At 38.9% G+C, this 23,850-nt stretch carries 16 protein-coding genes; 1 reads left to right on the top strand and 15 read right to left on the bottom strand.

Going from position 1 to position 23,850, the window contains the following annotated elements:
* Positions 1-151 precede the first annotated feature (151 nt).
* From HWV02_RS12190 to tssH, 15 genes are all read right to left on the bottom strand, one after another.
* On the bottom strand, positions 152-2,818 hold the full coding sequence (locus tag HWV02_RS12190) for an ExeM/NucH family extracellular endonuclease (protein ID WP_211687939.1): 2,667 nt from the start codon (positions 2,816-2,818) through the stop codon (positions 152-154).
* A 312-nt stretch (positions 2,819-3,130) separates the two neighbouring features.
* Positions 3,131-7,891, bottom strand: a complete 4,761-nt coding sequence (locus HWV02_RS12195) for an OmpA family protein (protein ID WP_211687941.1) — start codon at positions 7,889-7,891, stop codon at positions 3,131-3,133.
* Positions 7,892-9,091 carry a hypothetical protein gene (locus HWV02_RS12200; RefSeq protein ID WP_211687943.1) on the bottom strand — a complete coding sequence of 400 codons (1,200 nt, stop codon included), beginning with the start codon at positions 9,089-9,091 and terminating at the stop codon, positions 7,892-7,894.
* Between the two features lie 9 nt (positions 9,092-9,100).
* On the bottom strand, positions 9,101-10,897 hold the full coding sequence (locus tag HWV02_RS12205; protein WP_211687945.1) for a hypothetical protein: 1,797 nt from the start codon (positions 10,895-10,897) through the stop codon (positions 9,101-9,103).
* Between the two features lie 281 nt (positions 10,898-11,178).
* On the bottom strand, positions 11,179-11,718 hold the full coding sequence (locus HWV02_RS12210; RefSeq protein ID WP_211687947.1) for a hypothetical protein: 540 nt from the start codon (positions 11,716-11,718) through the stop codon (positions 11,179-11,181).
* A gap of 143 nt (positions 11,719-11,861) precedes the next feature.
* Positions 11,862-12,089 (bottom strand): hypothetical protein, encoded by a 228-nt coding sequence (locus tag HWV02_RS12215; RefSeq protein ID WP_211687949.1) that lies wholly within the window; start codon positions 12,087-12,089, stop codon positions 11,862-11,864.
* A gap of 260 nt (positions 12,090-12,349) precedes the next feature.
* Positions 12,350-12,691, bottom strand: coding sequence for a hypothetical protein (locus HWV02_RS12220; protein WP_211687950.1), 342 nt, complete (start codon positions 12,689-12,691; stop codon positions 12,350-12,352).
* A gap of 25 nt (positions 12,692-12,716) precedes the next feature.
* A complete protein-coding gene (locus tag HWV02_RS12225; RefSeq protein ID WP_211687952.1) occupies positions 12,717-13,256 on the bottom strand; it encodes a hypothetical protein in 540 nt (179 codons plus the stop codon).
* Complete coding sequence (locus tag HWV02_RS12230; RefSeq protein WP_211687954.1) at positions 13,256-15,235, bottom strand: hypothetical protein; 1,980 nt, start codon at positions 15,233-15,235, stop codon at positions 13,256-13,258. Before HWV02_RS12230 ends, HWV02_RS12225 begins: the two co-directional genes overlap by 1 nt.
* Before the next feature lie 132 nt (positions 15,236-15,367).
* The gene (locus HWV02_RS12235) at positions 15,368-16,321 is read right to left on the bottom strand and encodes a hypothetical protein (protein ID WP_211687955.1); all 954 of its coding nucleotides are present in this window, start codon (positions 16,319-16,321) and stop codon (positions 15,368-15,370) included.
* Complete coding sequence (locus HWV02_RS12240; protein WP_211687957.1) at positions 16,318-17,466, bottom strand: hypothetical protein; 1,149 nt, start codon at positions 17,464-17,466, stop codon at positions 16,318-16,320. The genes HWV02_RS12235 and HWV02_RS12240 overlap by 4 nt, the downstream gene beginning before the upstream one ends.
* Before the next feature lie 8 nt (positions 17,467-17,474).
* On the bottom strand, positions 17,475-17,762 hold the full coding sequence (locus HWV02_RS12245; RefSeq protein WP_211687959.1) for a PAAR domain-containing protein: 288 nt from the start codon (positions 17,760-17,762) through the stop codon (positions 17,475-17,477).
* Positions 17,763-17,798: 36 nt separating this feature from the next.
* Complete coding sequence (locus HWV02_RS12250) at positions 17,799-19,700, bottom strand: type VI secretion system Vgr family protein (protein ID WP_211687961.1); 1,902 nt, start codon at positions 19,698-19,700, stop codon at positions 17,799-17,801.
* A 76-nt stretch (positions 19,701-19,776) separates the two neighbouring features.
* Positions 19,777-20,256 (bottom strand): type VI secretion system tube protein Hcp, encoded by a 480-nt coding sequence (locus HWV02_RS12255; protein ID WP_211676089.1) that lies wholly within the window; start codon positions 20,254-20,256, stop codon positions 19,777-19,779.
* 235 nt (positions 20,257-20,491) lie between these two features.
* Positions 20,492-23,089, bottom strand: coding sequence for a type VI secretion system ATPase TssH (gene tssH / locus HWV02_RS12260; RefSeq protein ID WP_211687963.1), 2,598 nt, complete (start codon positions 23,087-23,089; stop codon positions 20,492-20,494).
* A gap of 354 nt (positions 23,090-23,443) precedes the next feature.
* Between tssH and HWV02_RS12265 the strand changes: the two genes are divergently transcribed.
* A complete protein-coding gene (locus tag HWV02_RS12265) occupies positions 23,444-23,758 on the top strand; it encodes a hypothetical protein (protein WP_211687964.1) in 315 nt (104 codons plus the stop codon).
* Positions 23,759-23,850: the final 92 nt, after the last annotated feature.

Below are 23,850 nucleotides of genomic sequence, written 5' to 3' on the forward strand. Positions count from 1 at the left end.
TCGATCTTACTTTTTAATACTTAATATCATATATTTCCCTGCAAAAACGGCAGTGGTTCCATCGACATGTAGCTTACCTGTGAATAAGTGAATACAGATCAAAATAATGAGGTTATGCGCAATGATTCTACAGGCATAACCTCGTCTTATATTATCTGTTCATCTTAATATATCGTTGACCGAAGCGTCTAAAAAAAGCAAAACCAGTTAAGAGACTAAGTGATAATGAGCCAGTAGACCCGCCATACCATTCGTCTTCGTCATCATCGTTACTTGTTGTGTCATCAGTACCAGACGGTGGCGTTGGTTGGTCAGGTTGGTCAGGTTGGTCAGGTTGGTCAGGTTGGTCAGGTTGGTCAGGTTGGTCAGCATCGCCTAATACATCCAAAATAACAATAGCTGGTTCATGATCTGACGATCTAAATAAATCAGGGTACTTAGCTAAGTCTGCAGTATATTTTGACGAATACTCAAACAACTTTGATTCTGATGCATTGATATGCCAAACATTTGCATCCACCACTTTTGATGCAGTTTCACTGTCTACTAAAATATAATCGAGTGTACCGACAGTGTCGTTATAAATAAAACTGTACGCGGCAGGATGCTGTTCACTGATCACATTAACAAACCCAAATGAATCAGAGATAGCGTTTGGATCACTTCCCGCCATGGGTTCGTCACCTATGTATGTCATACGTGCAGGCATCACGCTGTGGTTTTCTGGCATGTTTGTTAACACAAGTAGCGGGTCTTCTTGCCCATAAGCATTAAGATCACCAATGATCAATTTATTACCCGCAATTAACGCCATTTCATTACCCAAATGTTGAGCAGCTGAAACACGTAGGTGCTCACAAGATCCTTGTAAACCAACATCTTCGCCATTCTGAATAGCGACATCTTCCCAACACGTAGACCCCTTAGATTTGAAATGATTCACAGAGACAGTGACTAACTCTTCTGAGTCATTAACCTTAAACGTTGGCGTTATCGCGTCGCGTTGATAGTTGTCACCATTTTCTTTACCCGTTTGGCCTGCATGTTGCTCAGGCATCTTAATTATTCGGTAAGTATCAAGCGTCACCATCGAAGGTTTGTAAATCACTTGATTGGCAATCGCATCATTACCAATAAAACCCGCATTATCAGGGCTTGTGACAAAAGCATATTGCTCAACGTCTGGTAATAATATATTCACTTTATCAACCAAATGCGCGACTGCAGAACTATCACCGAAACCATTATTTTCGATTTCCATTAAACCAATAATATCTGCATCTAAAGCCACAATAGCCGCCGCGATCTTATCGCCTTGTAATTCAAACTCTGCGTAAGTCGTTGCACCACGATTCGTCCCAGTTGGGTTTTCGGCGCCGTCAAAAGGAGAATTAAAGTAGTTTAAAACATTGAAAGTGGCGATGCGTAGTCCCTCACCTGTGACATCAGGGCGAGACAATCGAGGATTCGCATGAACAAAAGTAAATTCGTCAGCTTGGTTAGTAATATAAAGTCTAAAATCACCGTATGAATAACCTAACACACCTTCTAACCCGTTAACTAAGTCACCATTACGTATATAGTCGTTTGTGGTACCGGTTCCATCATCTTGACCGAATGTTGGATACCATAGAGGGGCACCGTTGGGCGCTTTAATCATGGTTTCCACGATAATGCGTCTATCTTCGTTATCATCAAGTTGCGAGTTTGCACCTGCAGAAGCGGGAATATTTAATTGATTGGGGTGCAGGTTAAGGCCAGCCTTGGCTATCACCATGTTGTTACGAAATGGACCATAGTCAAAACCATAAGTGCGCGCAACATACATATCGGCATGTTGGTCAATATTAACGAACATGCCTTCATGCCTTTCTAATGTAAAATCAAATTCATTATCGTCACTGGCCGCTCTCACATTTGTTACAGGTATCGTGCCATTACCGATCACGTCTACATTTGTTGCTTGTACTTTAGTCCAGCCGTAATCCTCTTTGACTTTACCAGTAACCGCAACCTTGTCGCCGATAGATAGACCCACTATAAAACCTGAGACGTAAATACCATCAGATGTTGTCACATCATTATCGCCCAGTTCATCTTGAATAAAGAAGCCTTGTGGTAAATCATTACCTAAGGCATTAACTTGAATGGCCGTGACAATACCTTCAATTAGGAACGTTTCGTCTGAGATGTATTTTTCAGTTGTAGGATCTGTATAGGGAGAGGACCAACCATTTCCCTGAAGTGCCATAATTGTCGATTCGATAATAGTCTCAGGTTCCCCGCCATTATCAGAACCACCAGCAGATGAGTCTAACGAACCTAAGCCATCGCTATTATTCTTTGCCTTAACAAGCCAGTCTGATTCATTATATATAGTCGTAGCAATACGACTTTGTCTTACTAAGGTAACGTCTTTACCAAAGTTTTGGTCGCCCATTACACCGATGATATCGTGTACATCACCGTTCAATAATAATGCGATAGGATCATCACCATTAAAACTAATCACGTTAGTATCTGTCATGTCCGTATTAGACAAAATATCGGCGTTAGCATCGCTATGAGCCAACACAAACACATCGCCCGCGCCAATAGCGATGCCATCTAACGGCAAACGGTTAGCCCATTCATTATTGCCGTTCGCAGACTTTGCTAATTCATAGCCGATTAACGTAACAAGTTCGTTACCTGTATTCGCTATTTCAATGGCTTTATTAAACGAACTCCCTTCGATATATTCAGAAATTAAAATATCAGCATGTGCCGCCAGCGAAAAAATAGCACTCGCAGACAAATATAGTATTGTTTTCTTCATCTAAACATTCCTTTGTAAAGTATATGAGTCGGTATCAATCCGTTAAATACCAATGCTTTAAAATACTAATTAGGAATAGTGACAATTTAGTTACAACTTTAATAAACTATAAGCATACTTATTAAAAACCAGTAAAATGACTATAAATTCACTACTTTAGTACCAGCGGTATAAAGAACATATCATTTATCAACAGTTCCTTTCCAGTTGGTTGCGTATTGTCTAAGTATAGATAAAGGGCATTACGCATAAAGAAGCGGGTTTAAGGACGATACTTAAACGTCCCCCCCCCTAATTTTCCTTGAATGTTAATTACTCCCCCTTAATCCACTCTTTTAAGATCCTTATCCTATCAACCGACAACGATGTTGTATTGTTGTGTTCACCAGCCTTAATCCAATCGGTTAGCTTAGTCCTACTATGACTCAAAGCATAACTACTTGAATGCTTCAACTTACCAATAGCTGCAATTTTCTGATGGGGGTTTTTATTTTCGTCAGCATTCGTTTTTATCGTAGCTAATCCATTATCCCTATCTACATCGGTATGATAAAACCAATTAGATGGGATATTTTTTCCGTTAGCAAAGTCCCCAGACTTATCAATAATAATGCGGTTACTTTTTTTATTTTTTAAGCCTGCGCCCTTGTTACTCGATAAACTTAAAGCCAAATATATAGGTTCAACCTTGTTACTTTCGTTCGGGTTGCTCGCAACACCAGTATTGTAAGATACAAAAAATGGCTTGAGTGAAGGCATTGGTTTTAGCCCTTTAACTTTTTTACCCGCAGCGTTGATATAGCTAAGTGGGATCTTAACTGCAAAAACATCAGTATCAACAACTTCTCGACTTTCAAAAGCACCTTCGGATTCTCTTTGTTGTAATCGTGAAAGCATATTTTCATTTTTAACTGAAAAGCTGTCTTTCAACCATTTATATTCATTCCTTTCATTTTCATCAACTGACGTTATTTCAAAATAAGTTTTATTACTTTCAGTTTTAATTGTCCCTATTCGATGAATACCACTCGCTTGTGCAAGGTTAATGTTATATTCGTCATCTGACTTTTCCCACATACTTTTTGATAATAAGTTAACACTCACAGGAAAAATATCAGTATCGGTATGCTGTGCTACTAAATGCTTTGTACCTAAGCTTTTAGTATATATAACAGCAAGAATTTCAGCTTCAGAATTCCAATCAAATTTAATCTCCTCTTTGCCAGCTACTGGTTTCAAAGGCTTTGTTCCCTGATACAATGAAAACTCCACTCTTGGATTATCAAATACCTGCGGACATGTAATAGAATTGACATTCTCTGGTTTCAGAAAATTCTCTTCATACAGCAAATGATCATCCTTAACTTCTATCGCGGTCGTTCCATTAATCGATTTTTTCTTAACCTGATATTTACGCTCTGGATCCAGCGTTAATGAGAAATTAAACTTTTTCCTTTTATGTTTTCTATAAGTGCTAGTACCGTAACTAATCTTAGTGTTAATTTTTGTACCAGGAATAGATAACTGATAATAATAATTCATTGCAAAATGACCACTTGCACCTTTATGCTTTGCTTTTTTATCATCATGCTTTTCATCAAGAAATAATGACTCTAAAGTAGAATCATTATAATCGGCCATTGGGCGAGTGCCCGGAACTATATTGGCACCAAGCATAAACTTGGGCTGTATAATAACGCCATAAATCTTGTCAACGTCTATCTTGCTAGCTTCAATACTTTTTTGTTCAAAATTACATAGGTCATTCAATTTCAGCTTAGTAACGTACTCTGTCGATGTATTACCTACATCATCAAAAAGTATGTTTCTTCTGACTGGTTGAGCCGATACAGGGATCATCAAAGGAGTATCTTGTTTTAATAATTTCTCAAAATTTGTTTCGTTATGATCTAAAACAACTAAAATACGGATCTGATCGAAAGGTGATAACGAATGGTGATCACTTGTCTTAAGATAAGAATCTAATGGCTTCCAATCATTTTTGCTTTCACTACCTCTTTTACGAACAGATATAACTATCTCTTCAAATATGTCATCGTCAAATGACAACTTATTATCAACAAAGAGTTTGTTAAAATAGTCAAAATTCTTACTACTTAAATAATGTATTGGAAATAAAGATTGAAAACGTTGAGCCATTTGTAAATGCTCTTCATTAGCCTCATTTTGTAACAACTTATTTTTAAGGTATACCATACCAGAGAGATAGCTTTGGATAGAAGCAAAGTCATTTACCTTGGTATCTTTCTTTACCTTTTTATTCAATTCTTGTAACCAAACCTCATCAAGATAAACTGGCAAGTAATCGTGAGCGATCTCCCAACTATCATTTAGTAGGAAATATTTGATATATCCTTCAAAATCATAATCAATAAAGACCTGTTGTTCTCCGCCATCAGGAGCCTTGAGAAATTCAGAAACCAATCCCGAATCACTATGACTTTTATACTTGTTGCTAGCTCTAAATTTTGGCTCATAATGGTAACGATGAATTAATCTGAACAGCCCATTAAGCGCTAATGCCCGTTTCAAATAGGCCTTTTTGATAAAGGATGCATTGTTTTCATCTGGATCATTGTTCACCAGCATACTTTGTGTGACAACGCCAAATTCTGAATACTTTTTAAGATTAACGTAGTGATCGTAATTATTATTAACAGCTTGGTTAAGAACATCCATCCCGGTGTGCAGCATGTTATTGGACCACCATAATGCATAGGCAGAAACACCAATAGGTCCTAAAAACCCAGCGCCGATACCAAGTGCAATATCAAAAGCACCAGATGCAGTATTCAGCCATGCAGCGTCTTCTTTAACTGACGATGCCACAGTTGCTCGACGCTGACTTTCTATTGCACTAATTCCAGAGCGACATGGAGGATATTGAAATGCTGTACTGAAAAGGAATTGAACCTCTACTCGACGATTTTTGTATCTTTCCTGCAGGTTATTGTTGTCGACTAAAGGGTCTTTTTCACCTCTGCCAATAGGTTCAATCCGCGACTCCCAAATATCGACATTTTCAGATGCCTTTAATTTGTCCATTAGTGCTTCTTTAAGTGCTTTAGCTCTGAGTAGTGATAGTGCCATGTTATATTCGTCAGAACCAAGAAAGCAGGTATGGCCTATTATTTTAATATTAATGGGATCAGAGAGTTGCAATAGGCTATTAGCAATGGCATCAAGCACACTTTGCCCTTCTTCACTAATCTCTAACTTTGCATTGTTGAAATCAAAACCAACATTAATCAGCTGTACAGATAAATCACCAATCTTCTCCACTTCAGTTCTAACACGATTTTTATCACTTTTGGTATAGGCAGCTAATTTATCTTTTAATTTTTCCCTTATTTCACTTACTTTACTTTTATGCTCTTCAAACTCTGATTTACTCATGAGTGACATCTGTTCAACTGTAGATTGGGTACAGCCAGTATAATCCTGAGTGATATTCAGTAATTTACCATTCTGCTTAACATTATCATCCGACAATTTTAGCGATGTATGGAAGTTATAAGCTAACTCAGCAACACTTAATGGTGTACCTGTCAGTTTTCCTGCAAATATTCCGATGGCATTTGCATTCGCTCTATGTTGACTAACAAATGGCCTTAGTCTGTCAGGTATCAAATGTACACTCATCCCATCAGTCACATTATCAACCATTTGTTGAACTCTAGGATACTTGGCAATATTAAATATATTGGCCAGAGCTTCTGCGCCTTTTAATGCTGACGGTTGAGATTTGAATGTTTTAGCAAGATCAAGAAAGCCTGAAGCAGAACCTGATATTCCTAAAATATTTGACAAAAGTTTCGGGGCATCAGAATTACTGCCCGACATTCCAAAAGCAGCATTATAGGTTTTACTAATAACAGACCAGCTCTTTCCCCCTTCCAGCATCCCTGCGCTTGCTTCAAAAAATCCTTTGTAAGTTTGCAAGTTGTGCCACGTAGAATCGAATAACGTTTTATCCTTCTTCTCAATCGATAAATTACTCGGCCCTTGCTCCGTTTGCGCATGCGTTTTGTTGAGGATGGCTGTAAAATATTGAGGGGCATGATTTACCAGTGCTTCTTCAACACTGATAGGATCACCATTAACGAGTGTTGTTCGACCTGCCGCAGTTTGGATTGGTAAATGTAAAACCTGTTCTGATAAACTGTACTTTTTAGGAATACCGTGGTTAGCCAGAACGTCAAGGATTACAGGCTCAATATCAGTAAGATCGATATCAAAACGACAGTATTGTTGCTTGACTGATAACGGCACTTCTAATAATTCTGTTTCAATCCAGAATGTGGCAGCGTAGAATATTTGCTCATCATTATTTTCATCTGTGTAAATTACGTCTCGAACGGCTGAAGTGGCGGATGTTCTTGTCTCACTTAAATCCCCAACAATTTTAATTTCTGCGGGAAAATCAGAAATGGTTACTTCAGCATCGACATACTGCTTAGACGAAAAGGTAAGCACGATTGTATAGTATTGCGGTATTTCAATAATCTGAATCGTAGAACCATCTTGCATATTTGAAAAAGTGTTACTGTGCCATTTTTTATACTCAGCAACAAAATTATTAGGTACTGCGTTTTCAGGATCGAGAAATGAGCCCATTTTTAGGGTTCTGGTTTTTGGTTCAACATCTACAATACTTTGTTGCAAGCTATTCAATTCAAGCTTTTTATATAGCTTTGTTAACCACTTTCCCTGATAGCTTGCTTGTGCCATCGGTACTAAATAACTCGGGAAGAACAATGCTTTTTTACTGCCCAAGACTGAAACAGGGGTACCAAGTAATAAATTATCTGACTTTTGACTATCGGGGCTGCTGAAATAATTCAACCGCCCATTTTTATCAGTAAATGCTATTGGGGAGTCAGGTACTAATGTACGAACACCATTTTCGTAAGATGTCTGAGTCGGCTTTTGTATTGCGAGTGTTTGGTAAGGTATTGGAAAATATTTACTGTTATTGCAGGCTAAACCCTCACGATTAGCCAATCGCCCCATCAGATAAAGCCCCCCTACAGGGAGTCGTATACTAGCCATCTAACTGCCCTCCTGAATACGTAATTTAACTTCTGAGACTTGAGCTGCTGTCGGTAATGGTGGGTAAAATGATGTGAAATCTCTGTTGTTGTACCCATCTCTTAAGTTCGGCGATATATAGAAAAAAATATCTCGGGCTGAATGATTATTATACTTATACCAATATTTGACCTGATTAATGGGAGAATTTTCATCGGGTCTCTTTTTACGATAAACAAAATGACCATAATCGGTATATAAGGTATTTGGCTGCAGCACTCCCAACGCTGGCGCCTCGCCCAGTATTTTAAATGGTGGTTTCGCATCAAAGACGGTATAACTCACGATATCACCTTCCCAGCTTTTAATTTTATTACAGGTAAAAAACGAATTATCTATACTGAAATAAATAAAATGGTCGCAACCTTTTGGGTAATAATCAAGTTTATCAATAAGTTTAAATGTCTTTGCATCATATGTAACAAAATCCCCCTCACTGTGAGCAACACCATCGTGAAAATAATTTGTATCTTCAGTTGCATACTGAATATATTTTTTCTGGTCAAAACTCATTATTGAACCTGCGCCAGCGTTAATACCTTTATGTCGACTGCTCGCGCTATAACCTAGTAATTCATTTACATTCTGTAATTTTTTCTCTGTCATTGTAAATGTTGCAGGGCCATAACCATTATAAACGATGGCGTTATTGGTATCATCAGTCCAATGAACACCTGTACATTTATCTTCACTAATGTAAGTCGCGACCTGTTCTTTTAGGTCGTAAAGATAACATTTGAACATAAAACCACGGTATTCAGAGTTGGCAAACAGATAACGACCATCAGGAGATACTATTAACTCTCTCATTCGCATATTTACAACTTCATCATTTGATATCATTAACTTAATATCAGATCCATCGATATTCATTGACCATAAAGAACTACTTCTATCACTTTCAACTCTCTTCCCTAAAAACATCACACGTGGCATCTCATATTCAGCATCCCACTGGATACGGTCAGGACTCTCAGGAAGCGATACCTTTATAGTCCAAGCATTTTTGGGGTGCTTAACCATATAATATACTTTTTCCATATAGGCTTTTTTTTCTGCAATAGCACCTTTCGCCGTTGTATATTGGTTTAAATAGTTTCCTGCTATAACCAGAGTTATAACCGTAACTAATACCGCTATTATTTTTGTTATGAGTTTCATGTTACGTCCCTATAAATCCCACGAGCTTATTAATTTGGAAAATTCCTGTTTCATGTCATCAGTGATAATGTCATCGAGATCATCATCACTGCTCTGAATATCTTCATTTTTCACTTCTTGCGGCTTCAAGTCAGTTAGGTCTTTATAAGTGACAGCTCTGAATACTTCTTCAAAATCATTATTACTGTCAGGGTTAATAAGATAGAGAGAGAATGCGCCAGATTCTGGTAACGCATTAAAAGACGCAGTTCGCCAATTTGACCACTCAGAATCCTGACGAGTATTGAGTGTTATAACTTGCTCCCAATCACTATCATCATGGGTTAGAAGCGCGAGTAATGTCGGAACCTTAGTATCATCATCCATCTCAAGTCCCACATCGAGTAAGACTTGGATCCCCCTATTCTGCCCATCCAAATAAGCCGTTGCGATATTAGCGTTCTGCAAGCGTCCAAACAGCGAAGTGGCATTACCTAACCACGGCATATCATTATCAGTTACCGGTATTAAAGAATTAGAAAGCATATCTGAAACATGCTGATCATCAGAAAAGGCCTGCGATTGTGAATAAGCACTTAACCCATCAAGCTCAGTAGCATATATATCCAGATCAGCAGGCGTTGCTTCATAATTGTTAATTTGGTCATCAGTAAGCTGCGTTGGCCAAAAGAGTAATTTAACGCCTGTCGCACCTGTTTGTACCTGACCATCTAACTTATAAGGGATCCACAAGTCTGGCAGCGGGCTACCCTCTGCAGGCCTTAATTCATTATTACTTGAACTTTGTGTTACTGACTGACTTCGGTATTTTTCAAGATTGACGTCTTGATAGTAGCTACGCTCAGTTACCTTTAATTCACGCCACAATTCGCCTTTCCAGAACAGATATAAGTAGCCGCCTTTTAATTCCGCAGCGTTTGCTTTACTTTTACTTTCATCTAAATAAGCCAACGGCCGGACGGGCACCAATACATTGTCCCACTCATCCATCTCCGTATCTTTTTCGACAGGAGCAATATTTTCGGCCAGTAATAACTGTAGAGGGGCTGAGCCGTTTTTATCCGGAATATTTAAGTAAAGATTGCGGGGTTCATTATCTATGTTTCTAAAACGGGATAAACTACGGTGAGCAAGATTACGATCTGCTCTTGGCCTTGCGATGGCCTTATCTTGTTGATTCGTTTTTTCTAAAAACAATGAAGCGCTGTTCCTCGGCCACTGCCCTGCAAGTTCAACATTGATTTCGTAATACAATACCGGTTGAGTCTGAGCTGCGTATGGATTTGTTCTTCTGGTGCTTGGCGTATTAGACGTAGTTTGACTTGAGCCGTTTGAATTTGCTGTATTAGATGAACTTGATGATGAAGCAGAATTTTGCGCCTGAACTTGCTGTTGTGCAACCAAGCTACTGATCGCCGCTTTTTTAGAGATAAGCTCGTATGGAATGGTACGATTCACACTACTTGCCCTAACAATCACAAATAGTTCTTTTATTTTTAACCTTAGCGCTTCGGGAATATTCGTTGTTAATCGTCCTACCGATGATAGAACAGAGTCATTATCAACAGGGTTACTCTGAACGATAACCACCTTACCTGTTTCGATATTTCGAGAAAGTTGATCGGTTTGATTATGACTTTCGGGATTTTTGTTTGTGCCAATATTAAAATAATTTATATTTACAATATTTGGACTTGTTCCAAATTCTGACTGACCCTGTATTAAACGGACAGCAGCAGTAGGAAGCATGACAGTTTTAAGATCTGCCACCTTAAGTTCATCGATGTTTTTAAGTCTGTACTGCATAGCTAAATCCATTTAACTTAAGTAAAAATATAAATATCCCGACCATTCAGATATACACTCAAATCGGCATCTCGTAGGCGCTTGGGCATTCTGTCCATGGTTACATCCCTTACCACGGTATATTCAAGTACTTATATTACCTTTGATTTGCAATAAATCCCAATAAAACGAGTTAAATTAGTACCTTTGCTATACTTTAGACTAGTTATTGATGGCATTTAAGCAGGCTAATCAACTCTGCCAAATTTATCATTCCCAGTGTAACTATCGCAGATATTATTTTATGAAATATCATCCAACTTTTCATTCGGTTTTAAATATTTAAGTAAATCAGCTTCATCAATATGACCCGTGATTTCCTCATTTAGTATTTTGTCACCATCCCAATAGCCACAAATTGTATAATTTATATTTCGACCAGTTTTTTTTGCTTTTCTTAATTTAAAGAAAAAATCATCTTCATACTTTTTGTCTATATGTTGCCACCATTCACCAAAACCACCTATGTTATCTACATCTTTAGAAATACCACGTAAATTTCCTGCCGAGCTACTTAAGTAGCTCGGGTCACCTGCTTTTGCCTTTTTTAATGCATCAATAGCATACGCCCTGTCACCTTTCAAATTGGGTAATCCTCGGCTCTCCCACGCAGAAAAATTATGAGCATCAACGTGTGGATTTTGTTTCTGTAATTGCTGAAACGCCCCCATACCCATAAGCAACGAATCTACCATTTGATTAAAGTATTCAACATACTCAGTCATATATTCAACACTGGTTAATTTTCGTGTTAATAATTCTTTTTTTGCTGTTTTATTCATTTGTTTATAATGTGCCATTTGTATATTTAGTCGCTAACACTTTCCATGTATCAAGAAAACCACCTTGAAACATGTAACTGCGAGAAATTAATATTGACTGCTCTCCATGCCTTCAACGGTTATATTTATATCCACTTAAGTTATCAATTGAATACCCACCCTCTCGCATTACCAGCATCCATCGCGCTGATTAATAATATATATTCGCCACCAACAAGTTCTTTCTCAGTGGCTATTTTCCCGGCGGGTAATCCCCCTTGCGACGCAGGTTTCAAGAAAAAATCAAATTTATCAACAAACCAAGGTAAGATTTCAAGTGGCGCATCAAATTGATATAATGAAAGATATTCAGGTTTATTTTTAAACTTCACCTTCCTATGTTCGACTATTGTTAAAAAATCATTTTGTTTATAAAACAAGCAAAACCTTCCAGGATAATTTAAAGTATCATCGGTCGTAACTAGATATTCAACGCCATCCGGTAAATTCACTAAGTCTTTAATTTCTTTTTAACTTAATAGTGCGAAGTGGGATCATCATTAACCTTAAATACATCACTTAAGCTGTTGGCGAATATAAGCCTCTTATAATTAGCTAATTATATTCACAAGCAATTACAAAACTCGGAAGTCTAATCTATAAGTTCTAGAAACCAGTCAATCTGTTTTCTTGAAATATAGTCTCCACCAGCATGATAGGTTAAAAGTATCCCCGAATTTTTAGGCGCTGCTTTTAATAATTCACGGCCACCAATACTTTTCATACTCCATTGATCAAAACTAACTAACTCAGGGTCTTCAGATACTGTTACACACATCTCTTTCTTATCTGGTGATTTGGTAATTTCAAAATTGAATAATTTTTCGTCATCAATACCAACGACATAAAATATGGATGACAAAAATTCAGGTAAAATTAATCCAATGTTATTTTTATTACGAGCTTCTTCAAAAGACATTTGAATTTTAGACATAGTTAGTTATCACTTAAATATACGTTTATGAAATATCATCCAACTTTTCATTCGGTTTTAAATATTTAAGTAAATCAGCTTCATCAATAACACCTGTGATGTCCTCATCTAAAATCTCATCATTATTCCAGCTGTCTCTAATTGTCCAATATATATTACTTCCTATAGTTTGTGTCCTGTTTAATTTGCGGCGAAAATCATTTTCATACTTTTTGTCTATATGTTGCCACCATTCACCAAAACCACCTATGTTATCTACATCTTTAGAAATACCACGTAAATTTCCTGCCGAGCTACTTAAGTAGCTCGGGTCACCTGCTTTTGCCTTTTTTAATGCATCAATAGCATACGCCCTGTCACCTTTCAAATTGGGTAATCCTCGGCTCTCCCACGCAGAAAAATTATGAGCATCAACGTGTGGATTTTGTTTCTGTAATTGCTGAAACGCCCCCATACCCATAAGCAACGAATCTACCATTTGATTAAAGTATTCAACATACTCAGTCATATATTCAACACTGGTTAATTTTCGTGTTAATAATTCTTTTTTTGCTGTTTTATTCATTATATTGCATCCTTCCAATTCGTTAATGTTGGTTTTATCTGTTCATCTTTGATTAAACCCGGCTCTACAAAAATCTGCGTATTATCACCTTTTAAGTAAAATTCTTTACCGTCCACCTTTTTATAAGATTGTCCAGCTACGCCTCCAGTCCAAACTTTCAAATCCTCTCCAAGAGTATGTTTTATATAATGCCCATTATCATTCCAAGAGTCTTTCACAGCATATTCTTTACGCCATTGAGTCTTAGATTCTGGTAGTTCAAATGCCCAGTCCCCCCCTGATACCTGATGCTTAGCCTCTAATGTTCCTTCATCAATAATCCGATAGATGGTTGTGCCTTTTTTCAGTTTTACCGCCTCAAGATCAGTGAAATTTTCAAAGTCTTTATTATCGGTAATATTTGGCCAACCTTCTTGCACTTTTGTACTTACTTCCGGCGGAAGTTTTTTAATACCTTCAAACCTAGAAGGCATAGCTCCTTCCGTAGCCCCCATAGGTTTACCATCTGGCATCAAGGTGTAACTATCAGGCCTAGATTCTCCCTGCTCTCCATCTTTATGTTGCCGTTTAAAAATAACTGGAGAACCATCGAAAGCATTGACCCCTTCCTTAACTTCATAGGGTAACGGTGCGACGAGCACCAACTCATCATCTATCCGCTCTGCTGCATCGAGCACATCATCATTAGTTGTACCATCGCGCTTATGATTCAGTTTTTCTAACTTGATGTGCTTCGTAATATCTTGCAGTGCTTGACCCGCTTTGACAAAATATTTTGATTTCGCGATTGCAGATACAGCCGCTCCCGCGCCAAACGTCGCAATTGTAAAAAGAACCTCAAAAGCGAGTTTTCCGACTAGCCTTTTTTTCTCAACACTTGAATGGGCATCAAAGTAAGCCTCAGGAAAATCAGCCAGCATTGATCTTGACTCACCGTCCATTGCAATAATATAAAGCGTTTTAAAGCAATCTTTTATAGCATCAAACGTTTCGCCGCCCTGCTTGGCTATTTCTTCAAACTCGCGGCGCAAACCAGCTAAATCACCCGTACCTAAAAGCGTAAGCAATCGCCAACAAGCCGCGCCAACGTCGAACACAAATTCAGCCCCTGATTCAACTGCGTCTACAAGTCCACTGGCAATGCTGCTGCCACTTTCATATAAACCAGTGAAAAATGCACCAGAATAAATAAGCCCCTGCATCACATAACTTTCTTTCTCTATTAATGCTTCTTGGATTTTTGCTTTTGCTTTTACTTCTGCAATCATCCCGTCTAAATTAGTTTTTAGTTCTTTTCTTAATGCAACAATCTCATTTTCATCAACCGCTTTATATTCAACCGAATATGAGCCAGGGTCAACATCAGAGATAAGCGCACTACCAGCATTCAGCACTCCTTCGTGGACAACGCCCGCATGGTTAACTACGTACGGAATATCCTCAATAGGTTGGCCATCATCGTAGTGATACGTTAGTTGAATTTGTTCTTTAATTGGTGTAGCAGCCGCACTCGCGATAGTCCGACTTGCAGTAGGCGCAGGACTAGCTGTACTCGCAGTAACAACCGCGGTTTGACCCGTGTGACCACCCGATTGTTTGACGCTATTTTCATTGTTTACATGGTGTTCAATATCTTCTATCAATATGCGTTCTGCTAACTCGTGCACCTTGCAACTCAAAATTGCAGGGAGCAGATGGTTTACATTACCGCTTGGTGACACCACACTTGATACGACGGGCGCAGGTATACGTATTAAGACCAACTTACCCCTTTCTATGCGTGTTGCGATCAACTCTAGCGCGTCCAAATTAGGCCGTGAGTGCCCAACCGATTTACGATATTTAGCCAACATCGCAATATTGTCGCGTGTAAACGCCTTTGACTGGCGACGAATAATACGCGCGCCAGCTCTAGGCATCATCAGCGCGCCCAAGTCCGCGGGGGTCAACTCATTCAGTTGTTTAATTGCATACCGCATAGTTAACCCTCCTATCTATCGATAGAGGGCTTTGCATCGTGATTCCATTCATGAAGATAAGTCCATTTAATCTTTTTCAATAATAAGGTGTCTTACTGCCGGTAATTAATCTGTTACACCAGCGATAAATACTCAGTCACACCAGCGATAAATCGCTGCGCCCACATAGGGCAGCGACGACGTATCCATTTGTAGGCTAGTTCCCTGCCAGATATGCTGTTTATAATGATGATAACTGTGTAAAAAATGTAATAAGCTATAGCAAGCGCCAATATCGCCTTGCGTAATTTGTGGTGTTAAAAACTGAGTATTAGCATCGTAAAGCCCTGAAATAGCACCAAGTGTGTTGTGTCCGACTTGATCTAAGCTTTCATCTCCGGAATGACACAGCGACAAATACTGCACAGGTTGAGTTAGTTTAGCGACAAGATCCGCAATAATTGCAATTAGGCCACTTGGAGCTTGTCGATCAATCACCACATCCATACCACAATCTAACACCTCTATACCCTGTGACTGCCGAGACAACACAATAAAGACAGCCCCTTCCGAAGCTGGTAATACAACAGAATCATAATCACTGAACTGACCGATAAACTTTAGCAAACCCTGCTCTGTCGCCCAACTGTCTACCGCACCAATCACCACCTGTTCCATACCACTACTGAGTAATACGTCCGCTTGGCGCAATGCCTGATAAAAACCCGCACTCCCCAGCAAGTAATAATGGCTGTTAGGGTGCCTTGTCCACGCAGGTAAAATAGCAATCACAGAATCAATCAAATTATTTTGCATCTGGCTAAATTTAGCATCGACATAAGGCAATACCATCAATACTGGAGCATCTTGACTTAATTCAATTAAATTCGAGTTTGCTAACGCAACGTTAATTAATATTTGCCATCGGTCAATACGGCTATCGGCCAATTCTGATTGAGTAAATATAACTTGTTTGACTGGTTTAAATTGCGCGTATTCAGTAAGCTCTGTTAAGCCTATATCCGGTGTTAGCCCAGTCAAAACAGAATCGATTGAATTAGGATGACAACCAAATTCACCGGCATAATCGACCACCGTAAACTTCATAGCATCCCTCCGATATTAAACCCACGCGCATCCGTTAAACGATGTTCAGCCTTCATGCACCAATAGTGATAAGCAGCAACCTCGCATTGAGAAATGTTTCCTTGCTGCCAGATAAAGTCTATATTTGATTCATTAATTGGTTTACCCGCCAATATACGCTCTGGGAATTCATCGCGGTGCAATATCCACCAATCACTCAATGACTGTTTCAACGCCACCAGCAAGTCTACTTGAGATTCAGGTTCGTACTCACCATATAATTTAGCGGGTAGTTGCGTCTCAAGGTCAGCCCCTAATAAGGTATGCAAAGCAGCAAAAGCAGCGTGACTTAAAAAACCAGCGGTTAACATTTGGATCAACCAAGGAATAAATTGTTTATATCCGCTAAATGCCATGAGTGATAATACAAATTTGGCATTATCGTTATGGGCAGACAATTCATTAATTAAAGCCCCAACCAAACGGCTATCTGCTTGAACAACATATTGTTTCAATAAAGATTTGTCTGATAATAACGCGCTGCTTAACACAGGTAAGTTGACAGGAAAAGTGCCTCGACATAAGCTCAATGCTAATAACTTTTTACTGTTTTGCGCTGTCGTTTCTGCGTCTAAAAAGTGACTAGACCAGATATGCGATGCTTTGCCCAAATGCTGGTTAATAAAATGAATACAGGGCTTAATATTATCGACATGAAGAAAATTGAATTGATCGCTAATAACAGGCGTTGCGCTGGCGATTACACATAACAACTCTTGTGTTAACAAGCTCTGCGGTGTTGATGGTTGCTTTGCTGTTGCTTCCAGTGTAATAAGCGCAGCAATTAACGCAGCACCATTATGACGTTGAGACCACCATTGCAGACAAATCCTATCGCTACCATTAATCGCAGTGCGATGTTTGACGAGTTCCACTAATTCAGTGACAGTTTGCGCTAATAATAAATCGAGCCAAGTGGGTTTATCTATATCTAGCGATGATAATGCATCACCTTGCTGCGTTAATAAATAAAACCAACCTGCAGCTTGTTGGTCAAGTTGCTTGAGTTGTAAATGCGTTGACCAACAATTGTCAAAGCAACGTTCTCGCTGTTGAAAATAAGTTTCGGCCTGGCCAATCAACGAAAGTAGAGACTTTACATCCATATCAATCCCTAACCTATTAACACAGTCGGAACACCCGCAACAATTTTGCCACCATGTGCAGCGGCATCTCCCATTCGAGCAGCAGGTTTGCCATTAATGAGAACCGTCGAAGATCCTTTCACAATCGTGTCTGGTGGTCCACAGCATACCATTTTATCACCCAACCTTGCCGCTGGTAGTCCTCCAATCAGCACAGTAGGCGAACCGGCGATAACAGGGCCTCCAATATGAGGCACTATTCCGCTAACTGCTGGGCATACATGAAAACTCGTCATTGTGGCCGCTGGCATTCCCATAAAAATCCTTTTCTAAAACCAGATAATAAAATAAGTCTAATTAATTTTAACGACAGAACCTTTCACAACAACCATTGACCCTTCGATATTAGTTGCAGAGCCTTTAACTTTGACATTTGTGCCTGATATTTCGATATTAACGCCAGAAAGCTTTATCGTTCCGTCACTTTTCATTAATAAGCTAGCCGATCCAACTTCAAGCTTAATCTCAGTTGCAGCCTTAAGTTTAAGTATATTGCCAACATCGAGCGTATCATTATTAGCGATCTTGCTATTACGGTCGTTATTGACGGTTTGCGTTTGATCATTGGTCACTGTCAATGTGTCATTATTGGTGACCGTTGTTGTGCGGTCATTACCTACAGTGTCGGTCTGATTATTAACGACAACTAATTGATGATCCTTCTCGGCACGAAAGCCTAACAATTCACTGCCGATTTTGTCTTCGAAAATCAGTTCGTTACAGTTTGCATTACCGTTAGTTGTTGTTGAGTGAGTCCGAATACCGCTTTGAGTTTTGTTGGCCGGTAAAGGATTGGCTGGCATTTGATCGCCATTATAAATAGCGCCAATAACAATAGGCTGTGAAGCATCGCCATCTAAGAATGATACCAATACCTCTTGCCCTACACGGGGATAAAAGAATGCGCCCCAGTTTTTACCCGCCCAATTTTGAGAAACTCGGATCCAACAAGAGCTGTTCTCGTCTGATGTACCTAGCCTATCCCAATAAAATTTAACTTTAATGCGTCCGTAAGAATCAACATATATCTCGTCCGACGCAGCACCCGTTACAATGGCCGTTTGCACACCACGAATAAGCGGCTTTTGTACTTTGGTATTAGGTCGATAACTTGCAGTTATAGGAACACAATGAAATTCATTATAGATTTCAATACCCGCACTTGAAGACCGATCATGTTGTGATCCTTGCCTCAGAATTAAATCACTTTCTATTACCAACAGGTCTTTGTTAATAAGCGCATCTGTATTATGTTTAGAAAACTGGATCGTATTGCCACAAGCAATGGTGAGGTAATCACTAATAGCGACATATTTTTGTTTTTCAGCCTGCAATTGATCAAGGTAAGATTTGGCCGTTAATGTCGATTGACCCGCTTTGATATTACCTGATTCATATTCAAATAATTCTAAACTATCATGCCCGGGGAAATCCGTTGTACCAGAAATACCGTCTAAATTTAATAACGGTTGCTCAAAATTAATCGCTCTTAAGCTCACTTTACCGTGCTTAACCGCAACCACATTATTCCATCCTGAAACATGAGGTGTAGCTATAATTATATCTGTTTGATGCAAAGGGTTTTCAGCACACGCAGTATGGGGAGTCCCTACATCAGCAAGTACTAAGGTATTGCTGCCATTTGTTTGAGTAAAATAAAAGAAGATGCCTTCTTGAGAAAATAAACGCTGTAAGAAATCATAATCAGTTTCATGATACTGAACACAATATTCGTAAGGGAGAAAAGCTTTACCTGAATTATCAACAAAAGTGACATTGTGATCGCCAAATATCGTTGTCGCAATATCAAGCATGCTAACATCTTGAAAAATTCGGCAATTACTACGCATGGTAGAAAGCCAAAATTGTGGACTGATTTTTATTTCATAATTGTAAACATTAAATTGGCTATCTGATTTTTGTTGAGCAGTTTCACCACCCGAAACAGATGTAACAATGCCATTTAAAAAACGTGTTTGAACATTACCGTTCGAATTTGCACTAACTTCAATCGTAACAGATTGACCTAATAGAGCTTGTAGGTCTATTTCGTTGCCAACAGAATAAACTGAAGCATCCATTTCATATAGACATGACATACTCTCTTGCATAGACAGAGATGTAATATGTAAGGCGTCACCACCCAATGGTGTGGTGATTTTCATCATTGAATGTTGTTGAGTAGCCGCTGCCATTTTATTTCCTAACTGAACAAGTGTAACGAAACAGTTGGGCAACTGTTTAAGTCACCCAACTGTGAAACCAGCAAACTTACATTTGTTGGCCAGTTACACCGCTGTAACCATATACAAGTGGTGCTTGTACATTATTCTGATCATCAGTCGGCGTTACAGTCATCATCATTTCTGTATAACTGATTGTGATCGTTTCTAAAGGACGGTCACCTTGAACAGAAACTTGGTAGCCGCTAATCATTGCATCTGTAAGTTCAATTTTCATGATCTCTTCGATACCTTTACCCTGCTTAGTAATGTGGAAGATTGCACTTTTGCCTTTACCAATTGTCGATTCTTTAAATAGCTCAGGTGACGCTTTATCCTGTAATTTTGTAATCGTTACATCATTAAGCTTTGCAGAACTTGCTTCACGATCTTGCGCAGTACCAGTATAAGAACTTAGTACACGGGTTGTACCGAAGTCTAACGATAATACTGTGATTAAATCTGGGAATTCTTGAGCAGTAGATTCACCAGCAATCCCTTCATAATTTAAATACGTATTTGCTTGCATTTTATCATCCTTTTAAATTGCTTAAATAAGCTTTTCATTACAATAGTTTTATCAATAAAACCATCTCTAAAATATATTTCAAATTACCAGTCAGTTTACTTAACACTATAATAAATAAACAAATCTGCGCTTCAACAGCTAATTACATTATCTAAATTACCACTCTGTAATACAAGTTTTCCAAGTATGCTTTCACCCAATAAAAAGAATGGTTTTCTATCTCATACTTTTCGTTTTAAATGAGCGTGATAATGAATTTTTCTTCATTCGTAATAACGTTTATTTGACTAAATTCAACCTGTTTAGTCATTGCTTCCAATACTTGTACTGATATTTCAGGTAACAAGGTATTTTGTAGATAGTTATGGATTGTACGGGCACCTGATGCCACGTCATGACAACGACTGACAATTTGAGTAATTACTTCATTATCAACTGTAAAATCAGCATTGTGATTACGACGAATTCGCGCAGCCAAACGATTTATTTGTAATTGAGCAATCGTACTTAACATGTCATCCGTTAACGGCACAAACGGAATTATGTTTGCACGTCCTAAGAACGCGGGTTTAAATACCGCGGTTAAATCTGCTTTAATACAATCTGCCAAGCTTTCTAACTCAGGGGCAGTGTCTGGATCGGCAAACAAGCCTGTTATCGTGTCAGTACCTACATTGGATGTCATGATAATGATGGTATTTTTAAAATCGATATCTCGCCCTTCACCATCCTTAACACAGCCCTTGTCAAAGATCTGATAAAAAATATCTTGCACGCCAGGAGCTGCTTTATCCATTTCATCGAGTAACACCACACTGTAAGGATTACGGCGAACAGCTTCGGTTAATACGCCGCCCTCACCAAAACCAACATAGCCGGGAGGTGAACCAAGAAGCAGTGATACTTTATGCTCTTCTTTATATTCGGACATATTAATCGTGATAATATTTTCTTCACTGCCATAAACCTGCTCGGCAAGTGTGAGCGCGGTTTCCGTTTTACCGACACCACTTGGACCCGTTAACATGAAAATACCATTGGGTTTACTTTCATCACTGAGTTGCGCACGCGAGATTTGAACTGTTTTAGCAATCATATCAATCGCATGATCTTGACCGATAACACGTGACTTCATTTCGTCACTGAGGTTAAGCACTGTTTCCAGTTCATCTTGTGCCATTTTACCTAATGGGATACCTGTCCAGTCAGAAATGACTTCACAAATAACTTGTTCATCAACCTGCCAGTAGACCATGGTATTTTTAGCTTGGTGTAATTGTGCTTTTAACGCTTTAAGTCGAGTATATTTTTCTTCTTGTACGCCATTTTCATGAATATCTGCAATTTGTTGTTGAATAGCTTTTACTAATTCTGATTGCGCTTGCCAAGCTTGTTTCTCAATAGCTAAGTTATCTTGTATGCCAGTAAGCCTCGCTTGTAACATGCTAATTGTGTCACTGTGATCATCGCCAGATAACTTCTCACGCTCAAGCAGTTTAATTTCAGCTTCAAGCTGCGCTTGCTGACGTTGTAAATCTTCAACTAAACCCGGTGTTGCAGCCTGGCTAATTGCAACGCGAGCACAAGCGGTATCCAATAAGGCCACTGCTTTGTCCGGTAATTGACGGCCGTTTATATAACGTTTAGATAAAGCCACTGCAGCTTGGAGGGCATCTGCAGTGATAACAACATCATGGTGTTGCTCCATGACAGGTAAAATACCGCGTAACATAGTGACTGCAGTTGGAATAGAAGGCTCTTCGATCTTAACAACTTGAAAACGACGGGTTAATGCCGGATCTTTTTCGAAATACTTTTTGTATTCAGCCCAAGTTGTTGCAGCGATAGTACGTAACTCACCACGAGCAAGCGCAGGTTTGAGTATATTTGCGGCGTCATTTTGACCTGCCGCGCCACCAGCACCAATCATGGTATGTGCTTCATCAATGAATAAAATAATTGGGTTAGCAGATTGTTTTACTTCATTTAATACCGCTTTAAGACGGTTTTCAAACTCACCTTTCATCCCTGCTCCCGCTTGCAAAAGCGCAAGATCAAGTTCACGTAATTGCACGTGCTGTAGACTTTCTGGGACATCTTTCGCTGCGATACGTTGTGCAAGCCCTTCAACAACCGCGGTTTTACCAACACCGGCATCACCGGTTAATATTGGATTGTTTTGACGTCGGCGGGTAAGAATATCGACCATTTGTCTTATTTCTGGGTCACGCCCTAAAATAGGGTCCATCTTGCCACTACGGGCTTTTTGCGTTAAATCAACCGTAAATTGATCTAACGATGGTGTTTTACTGTTTGTTGCTACGCCCGCATTAGACACACCAACAAGGCTACTTTGCTCTGTCGATTTTTCGGTGATGATAGACCAATTATCACGAATTAAGTCCGCTGATAATCGTTCAAATTGGCGAACATGACGAGACAACATAGCATTAATACTGTCGTCACTAAGCAATGTATAAAGAATAATACCGGAACGGATCTGCTGTTCGTCAAACTCAATCGTCGCATTTAACCAAGCTTGCCTTAACAAGGTAATTATATGCGGAGAGAGGCTTGGCGCTGCGCTATTCCCGGTTTTTTGTCGTTCTAATGATAAATTAAGTTCATTGATAAGCACTTGTACATCGATGCCCTGCAGCTGACAGATTATCCCTATATCATCTTGTTTGTTTTCGACCAGCTGTAATAGCCAGTGTTCTATCTCAACCGTAAATTGACTGCGTGAATGACAAAGTCCCGCAGCCCCTTCTAGTGCCTTTTTCCCGCTTTGGTTTAATTTATCCACTAGGTGTTTTAACGACATCGTTGACATGTAAAATCCTTTTAATCCATCAAATTAACACATCAATGGTATGAACTTTAGGTCTAATCAACAATCGACTAGAGGTATGAAAAAAGGTTGAAAATGTTTATTTAAAATAAGTATTAGCCATTGTAAGACTCTGCGGCATAACCGCCCCCCTTTAGTACCCCACCATTAAATACCAACATCACAATGCACATTAAGTAAATACCAATAAAGTGTTAAATAATGGTAAATTATGTTTACATAAAGTAAATAGACTGTTAGCTTTATTGAGGGGTTTAAGAAAGAAAAATCCCTTAAAAGTTAAGAATATACATGACTTATTGTCATAACAATCAACCAACAATAGGAATAATCAAAATGAAAACAAAATGCGCAACAGGCAGCATCGTAATGGAACAATCAGACGATGGTGAACTTGAATTAAAAGGTTTTGTCACAGTGACATTTGGATCTAAAGTTAACGAAGCGCATGCTGCACTTAAAGGCTTTAATGCTAGATATGGCAATGATTACGCCGTTGAGCGAATTGGTGCTTCAGTGGGTAATTGTGAAATTCTAGCTGCAGGTAATCAAGTAAGAGTACCTGTATCAGTTCAGCTCAACCAAGGTACTGATGACTACAACGCTGTATACGGTGAAGTTGACGTGTTAGTCATCGCAGAAATAGACTAAAAAGTACTCGCCACTGGCTAAATGTAATTAGCCAGTGGTTCGCGAATAAATTAAAAACATCAATAATTGGGACCATCAAAAGCTCAATCAAG

It is taken from the genome of Moritella sp. 28 (assembly GCF_018219435.1).
Taxonomy (GTDB): Bacteria; Pseudomonadota; Gammaproteobacteria; order Enterobacterales; family Moritellaceae; genus Moritella.